Source organism: Microbacterium salsuginis, from assembly GCF_012524205.1.
GTDB classification, from domain to species: Bacteria; Actinomycetota; Actinomycetes; order Actinomycetales; family Microbacteriaceae; genus Microbacterium; species Microbacterium salsuginis.
The window spans coordinates 467,874-483,780 of sequence record NZ_JABACI010000002.1 but is presented as its reverse complement, the minus strand read 5'-3'; the positions used below and the strand labels follow the sequence as shown (position 1 = coordinate 483,780).

At 70.4% G+C, this 15,907-nt stretch carries 16 protein-coding genes; 3 read left to right on the top strand and 13 right to left on the bottom strand.

Features of this window, described 5'->3' with window-relative positions; all coding sequences use genetic code 11:
• The first annotated feature begins 6 nt into the window (after positions 1 to 6).
• Positions 7 to 1,281 carry a serine hydroxymethyltransferase gene (gene glyA, locus HF576_RS09335; RefSeq protein WP_168912519.1) on the top strand — a complete coding sequence of 425 codons (1,275 nt, stop codon included), beginning with the start codon at positions 7 to 9 and terminating at the stop codon, positions 1,279 to 1,281.
• A gap of 86 nt (positions 1,282 to 1,367) precedes the next feature.
• On the top strand, positions 1,368 to 2,249 hold the full coding sequence (locus HF576_RS09330; RefSeq protein WP_168912518.1) for a bifunctional methylenetetrahydrofolate dehydrogenase/methenyltetrahydrofolate cyclohydrolase: 882 nt from the start codon (positions 1,368 to 1,370) through the stop codon (positions 2,247 to 2,249).
• A gap of 15 nt (positions 2,250 to 2,264) precedes the next feature.
• On the opposite strand, the gene HF576_RS09325 is transcribed toward HF576_RS09330, so the two are convergent.
• From HF576_RS09325 to HF576_RS09270, 12 genes are all read right to left on the bottom strand, one after another.
• Complete coding sequence (locus HF576_RS09325; protein WP_168912517.1) at positions 2,265 to 3,002, bottom strand: amino acid ABC transporter ATP-binding protein; 738 nt, start codon at positions 3,000 to 3,002, stop codon at positions 2,265 to 2,267.
• Positions 2,999 to 3,934: an amino acid ABC transporter permease gene (locus tag HF576_RS09320; RefSeq protein ID WP_240948797.1), complete on the bottom strand. Its 936-nt coding sequence runs from the start codon at positions 3,932 to 3,934 to the stop codon at positions 2,999 to 3,001. Before HF576_RS09320 ends, HF576_RS09325 begins: the two co-directional genes overlap by 4 nt.
• A 25-nt stretch (positions 3,935 to 3,959) precedes the next feature.
• Entirely contained in the window at positions 3,960 to 4,808 is an 849-nt protein-coding gene (locus HF576_RS09315; protein ID WP_168912516.1) for an ABC transporter substrate-binding protein, read from the bottom strand.
• Between the two features lie 142 nt (positions 4,809 to 4,950).
• Entirely contained in the window at positions 4,951 to 6,045 is a 1,095-nt protein-coding gene (locus HF576_RS09310; RefSeq protein ID WP_168912515.1) for an RNA polymerase sigma factor, read from the bottom strand.
• Positions 6,045 to 6,425, bottom strand: a complete 381-nt coding sequence (locus HF576_RS09305; protein WP_168912514.1) for a YciI family protein — start codon at positions 6,423 to 6,425, stop codon at positions 6,045 to 6,047. The genes HF576_RS09310 and HF576_RS09305 overlap by 1 nt, the downstream gene beginning before the upstream one ends.
• Positions 6,426 to 6,498: 73 nt before the next feature.
• Positions 6,499 to 7,062: a hypothetical protein gene (locus tag HF576_RS09300; protein WP_168912513.1), complete on the bottom strand. Its 564-nt coding sequence runs from the start codon at positions 7,060 to 7,062 to the stop codon at positions 6,499 to 6,501.
• A gap of 45 nt (positions 7,063 to 7,107) precedes the next feature.
• On the bottom strand, positions 7,108 to 7,911 hold the full coding sequence (locus HF576_RS09295; RefSeq protein WP_168912512.1) for an HpcH/HpaI aldolase family protein: 804 nt from the start codon (positions 7,909 to 7,911) through the stop codon (positions 7,108 to 7,110).
• Entirely contained in the window at positions 7,896 to 8,681 is a 786-nt protein-coding gene (locus HF576_RS09290; protein WP_168912511.1) for a 2-keto-4-pentenoate hydratase, read from the bottom strand. Before HF576_RS09290 ends, HF576_RS09295 begins: the two co-directional genes overlap by 16 nt.
• Before the next feature lie 8 nt (positions 8,682 to 8,689).
• On the bottom strand, positions 8,690 to 9,856 hold the full coding sequence (gene hpaD, locus HF576_RS09285; RefSeq protein ID WP_168912510.1) for a 3,4-dihydroxyphenylacetate 2,3-dioxygenase: 1,167 nt from the start codon (positions 9,854 to 9,856) through the stop codon (positions 8,690 to 8,692).
• A 35-nt stretch (positions 9,857 to 9,891) separates the two neighbouring features.
• Positions 9,892 to 11,415, bottom strand: a complete 1,524-nt coding sequence (hpaE, locus tag HF576_RS09280) for a 5-carboxymethyl-2-hydroxymuconate semialdehyde dehydrogenase (RefSeq protein WP_168912509.1) — start codon at positions 11,413 to 11,415, stop codon at positions 9,892 to 9,894.
• A 60-nt stretch (positions 11,416 to 11,475) separates the two neighbouring features.
• Complete coding sequence (locus HF576_RS09275) at positions 11,476 to 12,165, bottom strand: GntR family transcriptional regulator (RefSeq protein ID WP_168912508.1); 690 nt, start codon at positions 12,163 to 12,165, stop codon at positions 11,476 to 11,478.
• Positions 12,162 to 13,793, bottom strand: a complete 1,632-nt coding sequence (locus tag HF576_RS09270; RefSeq protein WP_168912779.1) for a fumarylacetoacetate hydrolase family protein — start codon at positions 13,791 to 13,793, stop codon at positions 12,162 to 12,164. Before HF576_RS09270 ends, HF576_RS09275 begins: the two co-directional genes overlap by 4 nt.
• A 142-nt stretch (positions 13,794 to 13,935) precedes the next feature.
• On the opposite strand from HF576_RS09270, the gene HF576_RS09265 reads away from it, so the two are divergent.
• Positions 13,936 to 15,318 carry an MFS transporter gene (locus HF576_RS09265; RefSeq protein ID WP_168912507.1) on the top strand — a complete coding sequence of 461 codons (1,383 nt, stop codon included), beginning with the start codon at positions 13,936 to 13,938 and terminating at the stop codon, positions 15,316 to 15,318.
• Between the two features lie 153 nt (positions 15,319 to 15,471).
• Here HF576_RS09265 and paaI read toward each other — a convergent pair whose 3' ends face one another.
• Positions 15,472 to 15,885, bottom strand: coding sequence for a hydroxyphenylacetyl-CoA thioesterase PaaI (gene paaI, locus HF576_RS09260; RefSeq protein ID WP_168912506.1), 414 nt, complete (start codon positions 15,883 to 15,885; stop codon positions 15,472 to 15,474).
• Positions 15,886 to 15,907: the final 22 nt, after the last annotated feature.

Here is a 15,907-nt window from a genome sequence, read left to right as displayed (position 1 = left end):
GATCGCATGACCGATCAGTTCTTCAACGCCCCCCTCGCCGAGGTCGATCCCGAGATCGCTCAGGTGCTCGAGCGCGAGCTGGAGCGCCAGCGCGGCTACCTCGAGATGATCGCCTCCGAGAACTTCGTGCCGGTCTCGGTGCTCGAGTCGCAGGGCTCGGTGCTGACGAACAAGTACGCCGAGGGCTATCCGGGCCGCCGCTACTACGGCGGCTGCGAAGAGGTCGACGTCGCGGAGGAGCTGGCGATCGAGCGTGCGAAGGCCCTCTTCGGTGCCGCGTTCGCCAACGTCCAGCCGCACTCCGGAGCGACCGCCAACGCCGCGGTGCTGCACGCGATCGCCCGGCCCGGCGACACGCTGCTCGGGCTCTCGCTCGATCAGGGCGGTCATCTCACGCACGGCATGAAGATCAACTTCTCGGGCCGTCTCTACGACATCGTCGCCTACGGCGTCGACCCCGAGACGTCCACGGTCGACATGGACGAGGTGGCGCGGCTCGCCCGTGAGCACAAGCCGAAGGTCATCATCGCGGGCTGGTCGGCCTACCCGCGTCAGCTCGATTTCGCCCGCTTCCGCGAGATCGCCGACGAGGTCGGCGCCTACCTGTGGGTCGACATGGCGCACTTCGCAGGACTCGTCGCGGCGGGTCTGCATCCCAACCCGGTCCCGCACGCGCACGTCGTCTCGTCGACGGTGCACAAGACGATCGGCGGCCCGCGCTCGGGATTCATCCTCACCAACGACGCCGAGCTCGCCAAGAAGATCAACACGGCGGTGTTCCCCGGCCAGCAGGGCGGGCCGCTGATGCACGTGATCGCTGCGAAGGCGACCGCGTTCAAGCTCGCCGCGACCCCGGAGTTCGCCGAGCGGCAGGAGCGGGTGCTGCGCGGCGCGCGCATCCTCGCCGATCGGCTGTCGCAGCAGGACGTGACGGATGCCGGCATCTCGGTCCGCTCGGGAGGCACCGACGTGCACCTCGTGCTCGTCGACCTGCGCAATGCGCAGATCGACGGCAAGCAGGCCGAGGATCTGCTGCACGAGATCCACATCACCGTCAACCGCAACGCCGTGCCGAACGACCCGCGGCCGCCCATGGTCACGTCGGGCCTGCGCATCGGGACGCCTGCCCTCGCGACCCGTGGGTTCGGCGATGCCGAGTTCACCGAGGTCGCCGATATCATCGCGCTCGCCCTGCTGCCCGGCGCCGACGTGGCTGGCCTGCGCCTGCGCGTCGCCGCGCTGACCGCCGCGTTCCCGCTGTATCCCGGCCTGCACTACTGAATGGAAGCGCGCTTGCCTCGGGCAAGTACCTATGGCCATAGTTATATGAGCCGCGGGTTCGCCGCGCGACTGCGAAGGAGCACGACATGACAGCACGCGTCCTCGATGGGCGGGCAGCCGCCGACGCGATCAAGAACGAGCTCGCCGAACGGGTGGCCGCGCTGCGCGAACGCGGCGTGGTGCCCGGCATCGCCACGGTGCTCGTCGGGGCCGACCCGGCATCCCAGCTCTACGTCGGAATGAAGCACAAGCAGTCCGAGTCGATCGGCATGAACTCGATCCAGCGCGAACTGCCGGCCGATGCCACGCAGGAGCAGGTCGAAGCCCTCATCGACGAGCTCAACGCCGACCCGGCCTGTCACGGCTACATCGTGCAGCTGCCGCTGCCGAAGCACCTCGACACCGACGCGATCCTCGAGCGCATCGATCCGTCGAAGGATGCCGACGGTCTCCACCCGACGAACCTCGGCCGCCTGGTGCTCAACGTGAACACCCCGATCACGTCGCCGCTGCCGTGCACGCCACGCGGCGTGATCGAACTGCTCGTGCGCAACGGGTACGACCTGGCCGGCAAGCACGTCGTGGTCGTCGGCCGCGGCGTGACGATCGGTCGCTCGATCGGGCTGCTGCTGACGCGCCGCGAGTACAACGCCACGGTCACACTCACCCACACCGGCACGACCGACCTCGGCCACCACCTGCGCCAGGCCGACGTGATCGTCGGAGCGGCGGGCGTCAAGCACATCGTCCGCGCCGAGGACGTCAAGCCCGGCGCCGCGGTGCTCGATGTCGGCGTCACCCGCGAGAGCGACCCCGAGACGGGCAAGTCGAAGGTGCACGGCGACGTGCACCCCGATGTCGCCGATGTCGCCGGCTGGCTCTCGCCCAACCCGGGCGGCGTCGGCCCGATGACGGTGGCCCTGCTCATGACCAACGTCGTCGAGGCCGCCGAGCGCACCGTCGGCTGAGCGCGGCCGCGACACTCAGGTCATGAATCGCGCGAGGAACGCCCGCGTGCGCTCCTCGCGCGGTGCGCCGAAGACCTCGGCCGGCGGACCCTCCTCGAGGATGCGACCGGCATCGAGGAAGACGACGCGATCGGCGACGTCGCGCGCGAACGCCATCTCGTGCGTGGCCATCACGATGGTCATGCCGTCATCGGCCAGATCGCGCACCAGGTCGAGCACCTCGCCGACGAGTTCGGGGTCCAGCGCCGAGGTGACTTCGTCCAGCAGCAGCAGCTCCGGCGAGGTGGCCACCGCACGCGCGATCGCCACCCGCTGCTGCTGACCGCCCGACAGCCGGTCGGGATGCGCGTCGGCCTTGTCGGCGAGGCCCACGCGATCGAGAAGCGCGGTGGCAGCCGCATCCGCTTCCTTCTTTCCCAGGCGGTGCACGTGACGAAGTGCGAGGGTGATGTTGCGCTGCACCGACAGGTGCGGGAAGAGGTTGTACTGCTGGAACACCACGCCGATCCGCGATCGCACGGCATCGGCGCCGATGCGGGGGTCGCTGATGTCGGTGTCGCCGAGCCAGATGCGCCCGTCGTCGATCGGCTCGAGCAGGTTGACGGTGCGCAGGAGCGTGGACTTGCCCGAGCCGCTCGCGCCGATCAGGGCGACCACCTCGCCCGGCGCCACCGACAGATGGATGCCACGGAGGACGTCGTGCTCGCCGAAGGACTTCCAGACATCCTCGAGGCGCAGGACCGTGGCGCTCATACGATCCCCCCGACCTGTTCGCGGGCGCGCACCCGCGCGGTGTACCAGTCGGTGAGCCGGATGGTGGGGATCGCGAGGAGCACGAACAGCAGCGCCGCCACGACGTAGGGCGTGAAGTTGAAGTACGCCGCGGTCTCGATCTGCGCCGCGCGCACGGCATCCACCGCCCCCAGGAGGGAGATGAGGCCGACGTCCTTCTGCATTGCGACGAAGTCGTTCATGAGGGCGGGCGTCACCTTGCGGAACGCCTGCGGCACCACGACCAGCCGCATCGATTGGCCGTGCGTGAGCCCGAGCGACCGCGCGGCGTGCCGCTGTGACGGATGCACCGCCTCGATGCCGGCGCGGAACACCTCCGACACGTACGCCGAGTACGTGAGCGTGATGGCGATCGTGCCCCAGAACTCCGTCGGCATGCGCACCGGGATCATCTGAAGCCCGGGGATGCCGAACCCGACGAGGTACAGCACGATGATCAGCGGAGTGCCGCGGAAGACGTCGGTGTACGCGGCTGCCATTGCCCGCAACGGCAGCCAGACCGCGCCACGCAGCGTCCGCAGCGTCGCCAGCAGCAGCCCGAACACCAGGACGAGCACCGCAGACATCGCGAGCACGCGCAGGTTCAGCAGGAACCCGTCCCACACGCGAGGCAGCGAGGCCAGCGCGATCCCGGGATCGAAGAACTGCTGCTGCACGCGCGCCCAGCCGGGCGTGTTGATGACGAGCAGCCACGCGAGCACGGCCAGCACGAGTGTCGACACGACGCTGATCGCGACGGATGCCGCGCCCTGGCGTTTGCGGAACGCCCGGCGCTCGAGCTCGACGGGACTGACCTCGCGGGGCGGGCTGCTCACCTCGCGGGCCGACGTGGCAGGGTCGGGCGCAGTCCCGCGTGCGCGGTCGGCCGCGGTGCTGCCGGGAGCGGGAGTCATCCGGCCAGGGTAGCGGCGCGCGTGCTCACGGCAGCAGCGGCGCCTGGCCCTCGCCGCCGAGCCACTCGGCCGCGAGCTCGTCGAGCGTGCCGTCCTCGCGCAGCGCATCCACCGCGGCGCTCACCTGGTCGGTCAGCGGCGAGTCCTTGGCGAGCACGAATCCGAACTCGTCTCCGGTCTCGCCGTCCGGGGTGGGCAGCTGGCCGACGAGCACGCCGTCGGTGAGCTCGACGCCCGAGATGTAGAACGCCGTCGGCAGATCCACGACGATCGCGTCGACCTGGCCGTTCTCGAGCGCGAGCTTGGCGTCGTCGTTCGTGTTGAACGCCTGCGCGCTCTGCGTGGGCTGGATGACCGACTCGATCGTGGTGTAGCTGGTCGTGCCGGTCTGCGCGCCGATGAGCAGGTCCTGGAGATCGGCGATCGACGTCGCATCGGCGGCCGGCGACGACGCCGTCGTCACGACGACCTGCGTCGTCTCGTAGTAGGGCGAGCTGAAATCGACCGACTCCTTGCGCTCGTCGGTGATCGAGAACTGCTGAAGGTTGACGTCGAAGTCCTTCGGGCCGGGGGCGATGGCCTCTTCGAATCCGGTGCGCACCCAGACCACGTCCTCCGCCTCGAAGCCGAGCTGCTCGGCGACGGCGTAGGCCACCGCGGCCTCGAAGCCCTCACCGGACGCGGGGTCGTCGTCGATGACCCAGGGGTAGTAGGCGGGCTCTCCCGTGGCGACGGTGATCTTGCCGGGGGTGACCCAGCCTTCTTCCGAGCCGGAGTCCGTGCCGGCGGGGGCGGCCGTCGAGGCGCAGCCGGCCAGTGCGAGCACGGCAGCGCCGGCGATGGTGAGACGGAGCAGGCGAGTGCGACGCGACATGGTGCCTCCAAGGCCGGGTGTGCGGGCGCGTGCTGTCGCGACCCGGTGCATTCCATCTTGACGACTGCGCGGCGGGACTGGCCGCGCAGGTCGGATTGTTACGCGGAAGGATGGGGCGGATGCCGCTCCCCGCGTGGCCGGCTCAGGCCAGGCGGGCTTCGGCGGCGGCGAGGGCGGCGCGAGCGCCGTCGGTCGGGGCGATCGCGACGAGACCCCGGTACAGCTTCACGAGTGCGTCGACGTCGAGCTCGCCGGTGCGCGCGCGGTCGCAGTGCACGGCCTGGATCGCCGCCTCGAGCTGGAATCGGCCGAGCGGGCGACCCAGCGCGGACGCCCGGCGCAGGAGCGCGGCGGCCTCGGCGATGAGAGCGCGATCCCACAGCGCTGGATCCTGCTCGTCCAGGGGCGGCCAGGGACTCATTGCGCGGGCGGGAACACGGGACTGCGCGTAGGTGAGGAGGGCCGCCAGACCCCACGCCTCGGGTTCGTCCTCGAGCAGGCTGGCGGTCAGGACCGCGAGCCAGCGGGCCTCGTCGGCGATCGTCAGGCGCGGATCGCCGGCCTGCTCATGACGGACGTCGTCGAGCCAGTCGATCGCGTAGGCGCCATAGATCGCCTCGAGCACGGCCTCGAGCCGGGCGGGCATGTCGGCCCGCGTCGGCACCCGGAACAGGATGCCGGTGTCACGGATGCGGCGCTTGGCCCGCACCAGCCGCTGCGCCATCGTCGCCGGCTCCACCCCGAACGCCCGCGCGACGTCGGCCGCTTCGAAGCCGAGCACGGTCTGCAGCATGAGCGGCGTGCGGATGGCCGGATCGATCGCGGGGTGCGCGCAGGCGAAGAGCAGTTCGAGGCGCTTGTCGGGAATCGCGTCGCGTCTTTCGAGGACGTCCGACGCGTCGAGCCGGTCGGGGTCGGCGAGCGTCGCCTCCAGTGAGTCGTCGAGGGGCGTGCCGGTGCGGTGCGCCGCGGAGCGGAACATGTCGCGCAGACGGTTGCGGGCCACGGTGAAGAGCCACCCTTCCGGATTGGCGGGGATGCCGGCATCGGGCCAGGTCGTCAGCGCACGCTCGAAGGCGTCGGCGAGGGCGTCCTCGGCGATCGTGACGTCTCCGGTCACCGCGGCGACCATGGCAAGGATGCGGCCGTACGACGCACGGGCGGCGAACGCGGCCGCCTCCCGTGCGTCGTCGGCCGGGCCCACGCGGCCTGGAGGGGGCGTGGGGAGGATGGGCATCAGCCCGCGAACGCCGTCCACGCGCCGTCGTGGAACCGGGTCATCGTCGGGCGGATCTCGACCGTGCCCCAGCTCACCGAGGGCGCCTTGCCGGCCCAGCCGATGGCGGCGTCCAGGTCGTCGACGTCGATCACGAAGGTGCCGCCGATCTGCTCCTTGGTGTCGGCGAAGGGCCCGTCCTGCACGCGCAGGGTGCCGCCCTGGGCGGTCACGGTCGTGGTGGCCGAGGAGGGCTGCAGCACTTCGGCCGACACGAGCACGCCGGCCGCGTCGAGTGCTGCGGCGTAGGCGTCGAACTCGCGCATGCCTTCGGCCAGCGCTTCGGGGCCGAGGTCGTCGGGGGTCATCTCGGGGTAGTGCAGGAGAAGGGTGTACCGCATGATGTGTCCTTTCGTCGGAACGGTGACACTGCGATGACGATCGAGCGAGCCGGCAATCGACAGCTGACGAGAATCAGGACTTGCCCAGTTCGTCGAGCATGCGGCGCTGCTCTTCGGTGAGGCCGTCGTTGAGCTCGTTTCGGGCGGCGGAAGACTCGGATCTCGGTACTGCGGGGGCGGACGATCCGGTGGCCGCGGTCCTGGTGCCCGTCGCCTTGTCGTACAGAGCCCCTGCCTGCGACTCGACCTTGTCGTCGATGGCGCCGTAGATCGCCCAGCCGATGAGGAGGAACACGGGCGGCAGCACGTAGCCCCAGAAGGCGCCGAAGATCCCGCCGCCGATAGAGACACCGGTCAGCAGCACGGTTCCGATCCAGACCAGGAACGCCACGGCGAAGGCGAGGAGCGCCTCGACCAGCTTCTCGCCGGCGCGGGTGCGGCGCCCGGCCGACTTGGCCGCCATCGAGCGGAACCACTTCTCGACGAGCGGCTTGATCCAGATGACGATCGCGGTCAGCACGATGCCGGCCCACAATGCCGCCCAGCCCACGCGAGCGGGGGTGAGCCACCCGATCAGCAGCAGCACGACGACGTTGAACACGAGCAGCGAAACGAATCGCACGACCCACTTCTTCATACGTTCACTGTGCCACGTCCTGCCGTGGTCGGCGCGTGGGACGCGTCAGTACGAGGCCCGGCCGGATTCGCCGCGGGCGCCGGTGAACCGGGCCGCGAGTGCCTCCGACCCGCGTGCGAGCAGTGCGGTGTCGGCGCCGACGAGGATGAACGACGCCCCCGCCTCGAGGTAGGCGTCCGCCGCGGCCGGGTCGAACGCGTTGACGCCGACCGGCTTGCCCGCCTCGCGCACCGCCTCGAACACGCGGAGGGCCGCCGCGATGACATCCGGGTGGGTCTGCTGCCCGAGCAGCCCCATCGAGGCGGCGAGGTCGCTCGGGCCCACGAAGACGCCGTCGACGCCGTCGACGGCGGCGATCTCGGCGGCCGCGTCGACGCCGGCGGCCGTCTCGATCTGCACGAACAGCGACACGTGCGCGTCGGCGTCGGGCAGGTAGTCGTCGACGCGGTTCCACCGCGCCGACCGCGCGAGCGCCGAGCCGACCCCGCGCGTGCCCCGTGGCGGGTAGCGCACCGCTGCGACGGCGGCCTCGGCATCCGTCCTCGACGACACCATCGGCACGAGGAGGTTCTGGGCTCCGAGGTCGAGCACCTGCTTGATCGTCACGACGTCACCGATCGGCACGCGGACGACGGGCGTCACCGGGTACGCGGCGACGGCCTGCAGCTGCGACAGCACCGACTCCAGACCGTTGGGGGAGTGCTCCATGTCGATGAGCAGCCAATCCAGGCCCGACCCGGCGCAGATCTCGGCCACGAGCGGCGAACCCGAGCACACCCACATGCCCGCGAGGGGGCCGGATGCCTCGGCCAGTGCCGTGCGGAAGGTCGGCGTCAGACGAAGCGGCATTCGATCACTCCCATGGGTCCGTAGTCGCACAGCACGCTATCGCCCCGCGACACCCACAGGGGGCGGGTGAACGATCCGGCGAGGATGATCTCGCCCGCCTCGAGGCGCGCGCCGTGCTGGTGGAACTTGTTCGCGAGCCATGCGACGCCGGTCGCGGGGTGGCCGAGCACGCCCGCCGCGACCCCGGTCTCTTCGATCTCGCCGTTTCGAGCCAGCACGCCGGGGACCCAGCGCAGGTCGATCTCGTCGGGGCGCTTGTGCACCGTGCCGAGGACCATCGCGCCGTACGCGGCATTGTCGGCGATCGTGTCGACGATCGTGCGCCCCTCGAGCTCGATGTGCGAGTTGAGCACCTCCAGTGCGGGCACGGCGTAGTCGATCGCGGCGAGGGCGTCGTCGGGGGTGCGGTCGGGGCCCTCGAGCGGCGCCTTCAGCACGAAGGCGAGCTCGACCTCGATGCGCACGTTCGAGAAGCGGTCGACCGGGATCTCGGCGCCGGAGCGGTACACCGTGTCGTCGAACATCACGCCGTAGTCCGGCTCGGTGATGCCGGTCGCCTGCTGCATCGCCTTGGACGTCAGCCCGATCTTTCGCCCGACGAGGCGGCGGCCGTCCGCGATCATCCGATCGCGCCAGACACCCTGGATCGCATACGAGTCCTCGACCGTCGCGTCGGGGTGGCGTGCCGTGATCCGCGGGATCACGCTGTGCGTGCGGTCGGCTTCGGCGAGCTCGTCGGCGAGCTGCGCGATGACATCAGGTGACAGCATTCGTCCCCCTACAGCTGGTGGCCGAGCTTGTACTCGCCCTGCTTCCAGCTGGGCAGCTCCTCGGCCTTCTCGTCGGGGCGCGTGTACGAGAAGCCGTCGGCGCCGATCGTCACGGCCATCTCGGACTCGTCGGTGCGCGCGACGACCGGCTGCGGGTTGCCGTCCAGGTCGAGGACGAGGGATGCCTCGGTGTACCACGACGGGACCACCGGGTTGCCCCACCAGTCGCGGCGCTGGTTGTCGTGCACGTCCCACGTCACGACGGGGTTGTCGGGATCGCCGGTGTAGTAGTCCTGCGTGTAGATCTCCACGCGGTGTCCGTCCGGGTCGCGCAGGTACAGGTAGAACGCGTTGCTCACACCGTGGCGGCCGGGGCCGCGCTCGATCGCGTCGGAGCGGCGCAGCGCCCCGAGCTTGTCGCAGATCGCGAGGATGTTGTGCTTCTCGTGCGTCGAGAACGCGACGTGGTGCATGCGCGGGCCGTCGCCGCCGGTCATCGCGGTGTCGTGCACGGTCGGCTTGCGGCGCATCCACGCGGCGTAGACGGTGCCGGCCTCGTCCTGGATGTCCTCGGTGACGCGGAAGCCCAGCGACTGCATGAAGTTCACCGCGCGGGGCACGTCGGGCGTGACCTGGTTGAAGTGGTCGAGGCGCACCAGCGCTCCCGGGGTGTAGAGGTCGTAACGCCATGCGAGCCGCTCGACGTGCTCGACGTCGTGGAAGAACTCGTACGGGAAGCCGAGCGGGTCCACCACGCGCACCGAGTCGCCGATGCCCTTCGTGAAGCCCTCCGTGTTGCGTCGCATCTCGCAGCCGAGCTCCTCGTAGAACGCGACGGCCCTGTCGAGGTCCTCCGGGGTCCGCACGCGGTACGAGAAGGCGGCGACCGCCGCGACAGGCCCCTGGCGCAGGACGAGGTTGTGGTGGATGAACTCCTCGATCGAGCGCAGGTAGACGGTGTTCTCGTCCTCCTCGGTGACGACGAGGTCGAGCACGTCGACGTAGAAGGCCCGGGATGCCGCGAGGTCGGTGACGACGAGCTCCATGTACGCGCAGCGGAGGATGTCGGGGGCGGGCGCCGTCGGCGTCGGCACCGGGTCGGCGGCGTGGATCGGCGCCTCCTGGCTGACGTAGAAGCCCGATGAGGTGAGGGTCATGTCTTTGCGGTCGGTCATTTCGCGTCCTTGCGTGTCTTGTCTACGGCGAGGCGTCAAGCCGAGGCCTTGCCGAACGTGGGGTTGTGCGCCGGGCCGAGGGTGATGTGCACGGCCTGCTGGTCGGTGTAGAAGTCGATCGAGCGGTAGCCGCCCTCGTGCCCGAGGCCTGAGGCCTTGACCCCGCCGAACGGCGTGCGCAGGTCGCGCACGTTGTTGGAGTTGAGCCACACCATGCCGGCCTCGATGGCCTGCGAGAAGTTGTGGGCGCGCTTGAGGTCGTTGGTCCACACGTAGGCGGCGAGGCCGTACTTCACGCCGTTCGCGAGCTCGAGCGCCTCCTCGTCGGTGTCGAACGGGGTGATCGCGACGACGGGTCCGAAGATCTCCTCCTGGAAGATCCGGGCCTCCGGCGCGACATCGGCGAACACGGTGGGCCGCACGAAGTTGCCGGTCTCGAACCCGTCCGGGCGGCCGCCGCCGGCGACGAGCCGCGCCTCGGTCTTGCCGATCTCGACGTACGACATCACCTTGTCGTAGTGCTCCGGGTGCACCAGCGCCCCGACCTCGGTCGTGGGGTCGTGCGGGTATCCGACGATCACACGGTCGGCCTGGGCGGCGTAGCGCTCGACGAACTCGTCGTAGACCGGGCGCTCGACGAGGATGCGGGAGCCGGCGGTGCAGCGCTCGCCGTTGAGCGAGAAGACGCCGAAGATCGTGGCGTCGATCGCGGCCTCGAGGTCGGCATCGGCGAACACGACGGCCGGCGACTTGCCGCCGAGCTCCATCGAGAGGCCCTTCAGGAAGGGGGCGGCGTTGCCGAAGATGATCTGGCCGGTGCGGCTCTCTCCCGTGAACGAGATGAGCGGGACGTCCGGATGCTTCACGAGCGCGTCGCCGGCATCCTCCCCGAGTCCGTTCACGAGGTTGAACACGCCCTGGGGGAGCCCGGCCTCCTCGAAGATCCCCGCCCACAGCGAGGCCGACAGCGGCGTGAACTCGGCGGGCTTGAGCACCACCGTGTTGCCGGTCGCGAGTGCCGGACCGAGCTTCCACGACTCGAGCATGAACGGCGTGTTCCACGGCGTGATGAGACCCGCGACGCCGATCGGCTTGCGGTTGACGTAGTTCATCTGCCGGCCCGGCACCTTGTAGGCGTCATCGGCCTGCGCCACGATGAGGTCGGCGAAGAAGCGGAAGTTCTCGGCTGCGCGCCGCGCCTGCCCCAGCGCCTGCGTGATCGGCAGGCCCGAGTCGTACGACTCGAGCTCTGCGAGCCGCGCGTCGCGTGATTCGACGATGTCGGCGATGCGGTGCAGCACGCGCGATCGCTCGCGCGGCAGCATCCGGGGCCACGGCCCTTCGGCGAAGGCGCGTCGCGCGGAGGCGACGGCCCGGTCGATGTCGGCCTTCTTGCCTGCAGCAGCCTGGACGTAGGTCTCGTTCGACACCGGGTCCAGCACGTCGAACGTGTCGCCGTCGGCCGAGTCGACGAACTCGCCGTCGATGTAGTGCTGGATGCGGTCGGGCAGGCCTTCGGGCACGTGCCGGGCATCGAGCGCGGTGGTGGTGTCGGTCATGGGGTGCTCCTTCGTGGGGAGGGATGGTGACGGATGCCGGTGGCCCGGCGTCCGCGGAGGTCAGAACGCCGGCAGTCCGAGCGCCTCGTCGGGGTGCTCGTGGATCATGTACGCGTCGAGGGTCGCCGACCGGTGCCGGCGGGCGGCCTTCTCGATCTCGCCCAGCGGCGCGCCGGACTCGATGAGCTGAACGATGTTCTCGTGCTCGCGCACGGATTCGGCGGCCCGGCCCGGCACGAAGCTGAACGTCGAGTCGCGCAGATGGCCGAGCCGCGCCCACTCGGCATTCACGAGCTCGAGCATGCGCGGATTTGCGCACTTGGTGAACAGTGCCGCGTGGAACTCCTGGTTCAGTGAGGTGAACGCGCGCGGATCGAAGTGCTCGAGCGTCTCGATCATCAGCTCGTTGATGCGGCGTGCGTTGCGGATGTCGTCGGCCGTCAGCCGGCGTGCCGCGAGCGCGGTGGCGGCGCCCTCGAGGATCGACAGCGCCTGCATGCTGAAGCGGTACTGCGAGTCGTCGACCATCGACACGCGCGCGCCGACGTTGCGCTCGAACGTCACGAGGCCCTCGGCTTCGAGCTGGCGGATCGCCTCGCGCACCGGTACGACGCTCATGTCGAGGTCGCCGGCGATCGCGCCGAGCACCAGCCGGTAGCCCGGCGTGTACTCCTGCCGTGCGATGCGCTCTTTGATCCAGTGGTAGGCGCGCTGCGATTTGCTCTGCGACGTGAGCGGCTCGGTCTTCATCGTGACTCCTCGCCCGCGCGGTCGGCGTCGAAGCGCGCGCGCCACTCGGCGTTCATCGGGAAGAGGCCGTCGACGGGATGCCCCTCCGCGACGCGCGCGGCGATCCAGGCGTCCTCGTCCTCCTGCGCGAGCGCGGCGTCGGCGACCTCCTCGGCGATCGCGCGCGGGATCACGATGACGCCGTCGGCGTCGCCCACGACCACGTCGCCCGGGAGCACGGTCGCCCCGCCGCAGGCCACCGCGATGTCGGCGTCCCACGGCACGTGCTTGCGGCCGAGCACGGCGGGGTGCACGCCGGTGGAGTACACCGGGATGCCGACCGCGGCGACGGCCGCGGCATCCCTCACGCCCCCGTCGGTCACGATGCCGGCCGCGCCGCGCGCGTGCGCCCGGATCGCGAGCACATCGCCCAGCGTGCCCGAGCCGGTCTCGCCGCGGGCCTCGATCACGAGCACCTCGCCCTCGCCCACGGCGTCGAACGCGCGCTTCTGCGCGTTGTAGCCGCCGCCGTGCGAGGCGAAGAGGTCCTCACGGTTCGGTACGAAGCGCAGCGTGCGCGCGGTGCCGACCAGCTTCGCAGCACCGTTCAGGGGAGCGCCGTTCTGGGCAGCCGGGCGCAGCGGCGAGACGCCGTCGATGTGCACGTTGTTCAGCCCGCGCTTGCGCAGCTGCGCCGACAGCCCGGCCACCGGCGCGGCCTCGAGCTTGGCACGCAGAGCGGTCGAGAGGGCGCTCTCGGCCGCGGCGCTCCCGCCCGCCTCGGTCGTTGAGCGAGCGAAGCGAGACGAAACGCCGCTCGCATCCTCAGCGCGTTCCGTCTCGGTCGCGGCGCTCCCGCGCTCGACGACCGGTACGGCCTCGGGTGAGCCCCACGCCTCGGTGCGCTGCAGGTCGTCGGCGGCGGGAAGGGACCCGAGCTCGGGATCGAACCCGTCCTCGCTCTGCACGACCGAGGTGACGAGCCGGCCTGTGGTCGGTCCGCCGTCGACCGAGACCTCGACCTCGATCACGTCGCCGGGCACGGCGACGGACGAGCCGGAGGGGGTGCCGGTGAGGATCACGTCGCCCGGTTCGAGCGTGAAGTGCTGCGAGAGGTCGGCGACGAGCTGGGCGAGCGGGAAGATCATGCCGGCCGACGTGTCGTCCTGCACGAGCTCGCCGTTGCGCCACGTGCGCAGATGCAGCGCCGTCGGATCGACCGCACGGGCGTCGATGAGGGCGGGCCCGATCGGCGTGTAGCCGTCCCTGCCCTTGGACCGGACGTTGGACCCCTTGTCGTTCGCGCGCAGGTCGTACAGGCCGAAGTCGTTAGCGGCGGTGACGGCTGCGACGTGCGACCACGCCGCAGCGAGCGGAACCCGCCGTGCCGGCGCGCCGATCACGAGAGCGATCTCGCCCTCGAAGGCGAGCAGCTCGGTGCCCGCCGGCCGCTCGATCGTGCTGCCGGAGGCGGCGACGGAACTCGACGGTTTGAAGAAGTACGACGGATGCTGCGGCCGGCGTCCGCGCTGATCCGCTCGCGACGCGTAGCTCAGGTGGATCGCGATGATCTTGCCGGGCCGGCCGAGGAGGGCGGCGAACCGGGGATCGCTCGGGGCCTCCGTGCTCGACGGGGGTGCGGCATCCATCTTCTCGTCCACTGAGCTCCCTCACTCCGGCGACCTGTTGCGTCGTATCCGAAATCGTATATGATCGTCCACGTTCCGGCAAGCGATCCCGATCCGTCCACCGGAGACGACGACGTCACGCACAGACACAGGAGTCACGCACATGAGCACCCCGCAACCCTCCGAGGGCTTCACGCCCACCGGCACCATCGCCGCATCCGTCGACCGGCGGCGCGTCGTCTTCGCGACGATCGTCGGCACCACCGTCGAGTGGTACGACTTCTTCATCTACGCCACCGCCGTCGGGCTGGTGTTCGGGCAGCTGTTCTTCGCCCCGCTCGGCGCCGACAGCGCCCTGATCGCCTTCGCGACGGTCGGCGTGAGTTTCCTCTTCCGGCCGCTCGGCGCGTTCCTGGCCGGTCACTTCGGCGACAAGTACGGGCGCAAGCTCGTGCTGATGTGGACGCTGATCCTCATGGGCGCGGCGACCGCGCTCATCGGTGTGCTGCCCACGTACGAGGCGATCGGCATCGCGGCGCCGATCCTGCTCGTGCTGCTGCGCATCCTGCAGGGCATCTCGGCGGGTGGCGAATGGGGCGGCGCGGTGCTGATGGCGGTCGAGCACGCGCCCAAGTCGCGTCGCGGAGCGTTCGGCGCGTCGCCGCAGATCGGCGTGCCGCTGGGCCTGCTGCTGGCATCGGGCGTCATGGCGCTCATGACCGTGATCGCCCCCGGTGACCAGTTCCTGCAGTGGGGCTGGCGCGTGCCGTTCCTGCTCAGCGTCGTGCTGATCCTCGTCGGCTACTACGTCCGCCGCCGCGTCGAAGAGAGCCCGGTGTTCGCCGAGCTCGCCGAGCGCAAGGAGAAGGCGCGGATGCCGATCGTCCAGCTCTTCCGCAAGCACGCACTGCTGGTGCTCATCGCCGCTCTCGTCTTCGCGGGCAACAACGCCGTGGGGTACATGACGACCGGTGGCTACATCCAGGGCTACTCGACCAACCCCGACGGGCCGCTCGGCCTCGAGCGCGGACCAGTGCTGTGGGCCGTCACCGGCTCGGCCGTGACCTGGCTGCTGTCGACCCTCGCCGCCGGCTTCATCTCGGACCGGCTCGGACGCCGCACGACCTACATCGCCGGATGGATCCTGCAGCTCGTCGGTGTGTTCGCTCTCTTCCCGCTCGTGAACACCGGCAACATCTGGCTGCTGTTCCTCGGGCTCGCGATCCTCACGATCGGCCTCGGCTTCACGTACGGCCCCCAGGCGGCGCTCTACTCCGAGCTCTTCCCGGCGTCCATCAGGTTCTCCGGCGTGTCGATCTCGTACGCCATCGGCGCCATCCTCGGCGGTGCGTTCGCCCCGACCATCGCGACGTGGCTCGTGCAGCAGACCGGCTCGACCACCGCGGTGACCTGGTACCTGGCAGGCATGACGATGCTCGGACTCATCGCGACGCTGCTGCTGCGCGACCGCAGCGGCATCCCGCTGGGCCCCGACCACGAGGCCGAGCAGTCGGTCAGCCCGATCTACGGGCTCTCGAAGGCCTGACGCACCCCGCGTCCGCGGTTGCGAAAACACCAGCCGATAACCGCGACACGCCGGTGGCGGATGCCTCGCCCCGGCGTGTCGGGTTACGGACTGGTGTTTTCGCAGCTGGGGCGGTGGGGTCGGGGCCGTGAGGTCAGGTCGGGGGCGGTGAGGTCAGGGTCGGGGCATGCCGGTGGTGCGGGTGCGGCCCCGCAGCTCGGCGACCACACGCCCGGCGGCCGAGACCCGGACGTCGTAGAGGCCCGACCGGCCCTCGATCGTCCGGCGCTCGGCGACGGCCTCGAGCTCGTCGCCCTCGCGAGCGGGGGAGAGGAAGGCGATGTCGGCTCCTGCGACCAGCGTGACGGCATCCGTCTCGTTGCACGCGAGTGCGAGCGCGGTGTCGGCAAGGGCGAAGACGAGCCCGCCGTGGGCCACCGCGAAGCCGTTGAGCATGTCGGCGCGCACCGTCATGCGCACGATCGCGCGGCCCGGCTGCGCGCGCACCACGCGCATGCCGAGTGCGGCGGATGCGGCATCCGCCTCGATCATGCGGCGTCCCTGCGCGGTCGCGTAGACATCGTCCATGCCGGATCCTCCCCGCTCGGCG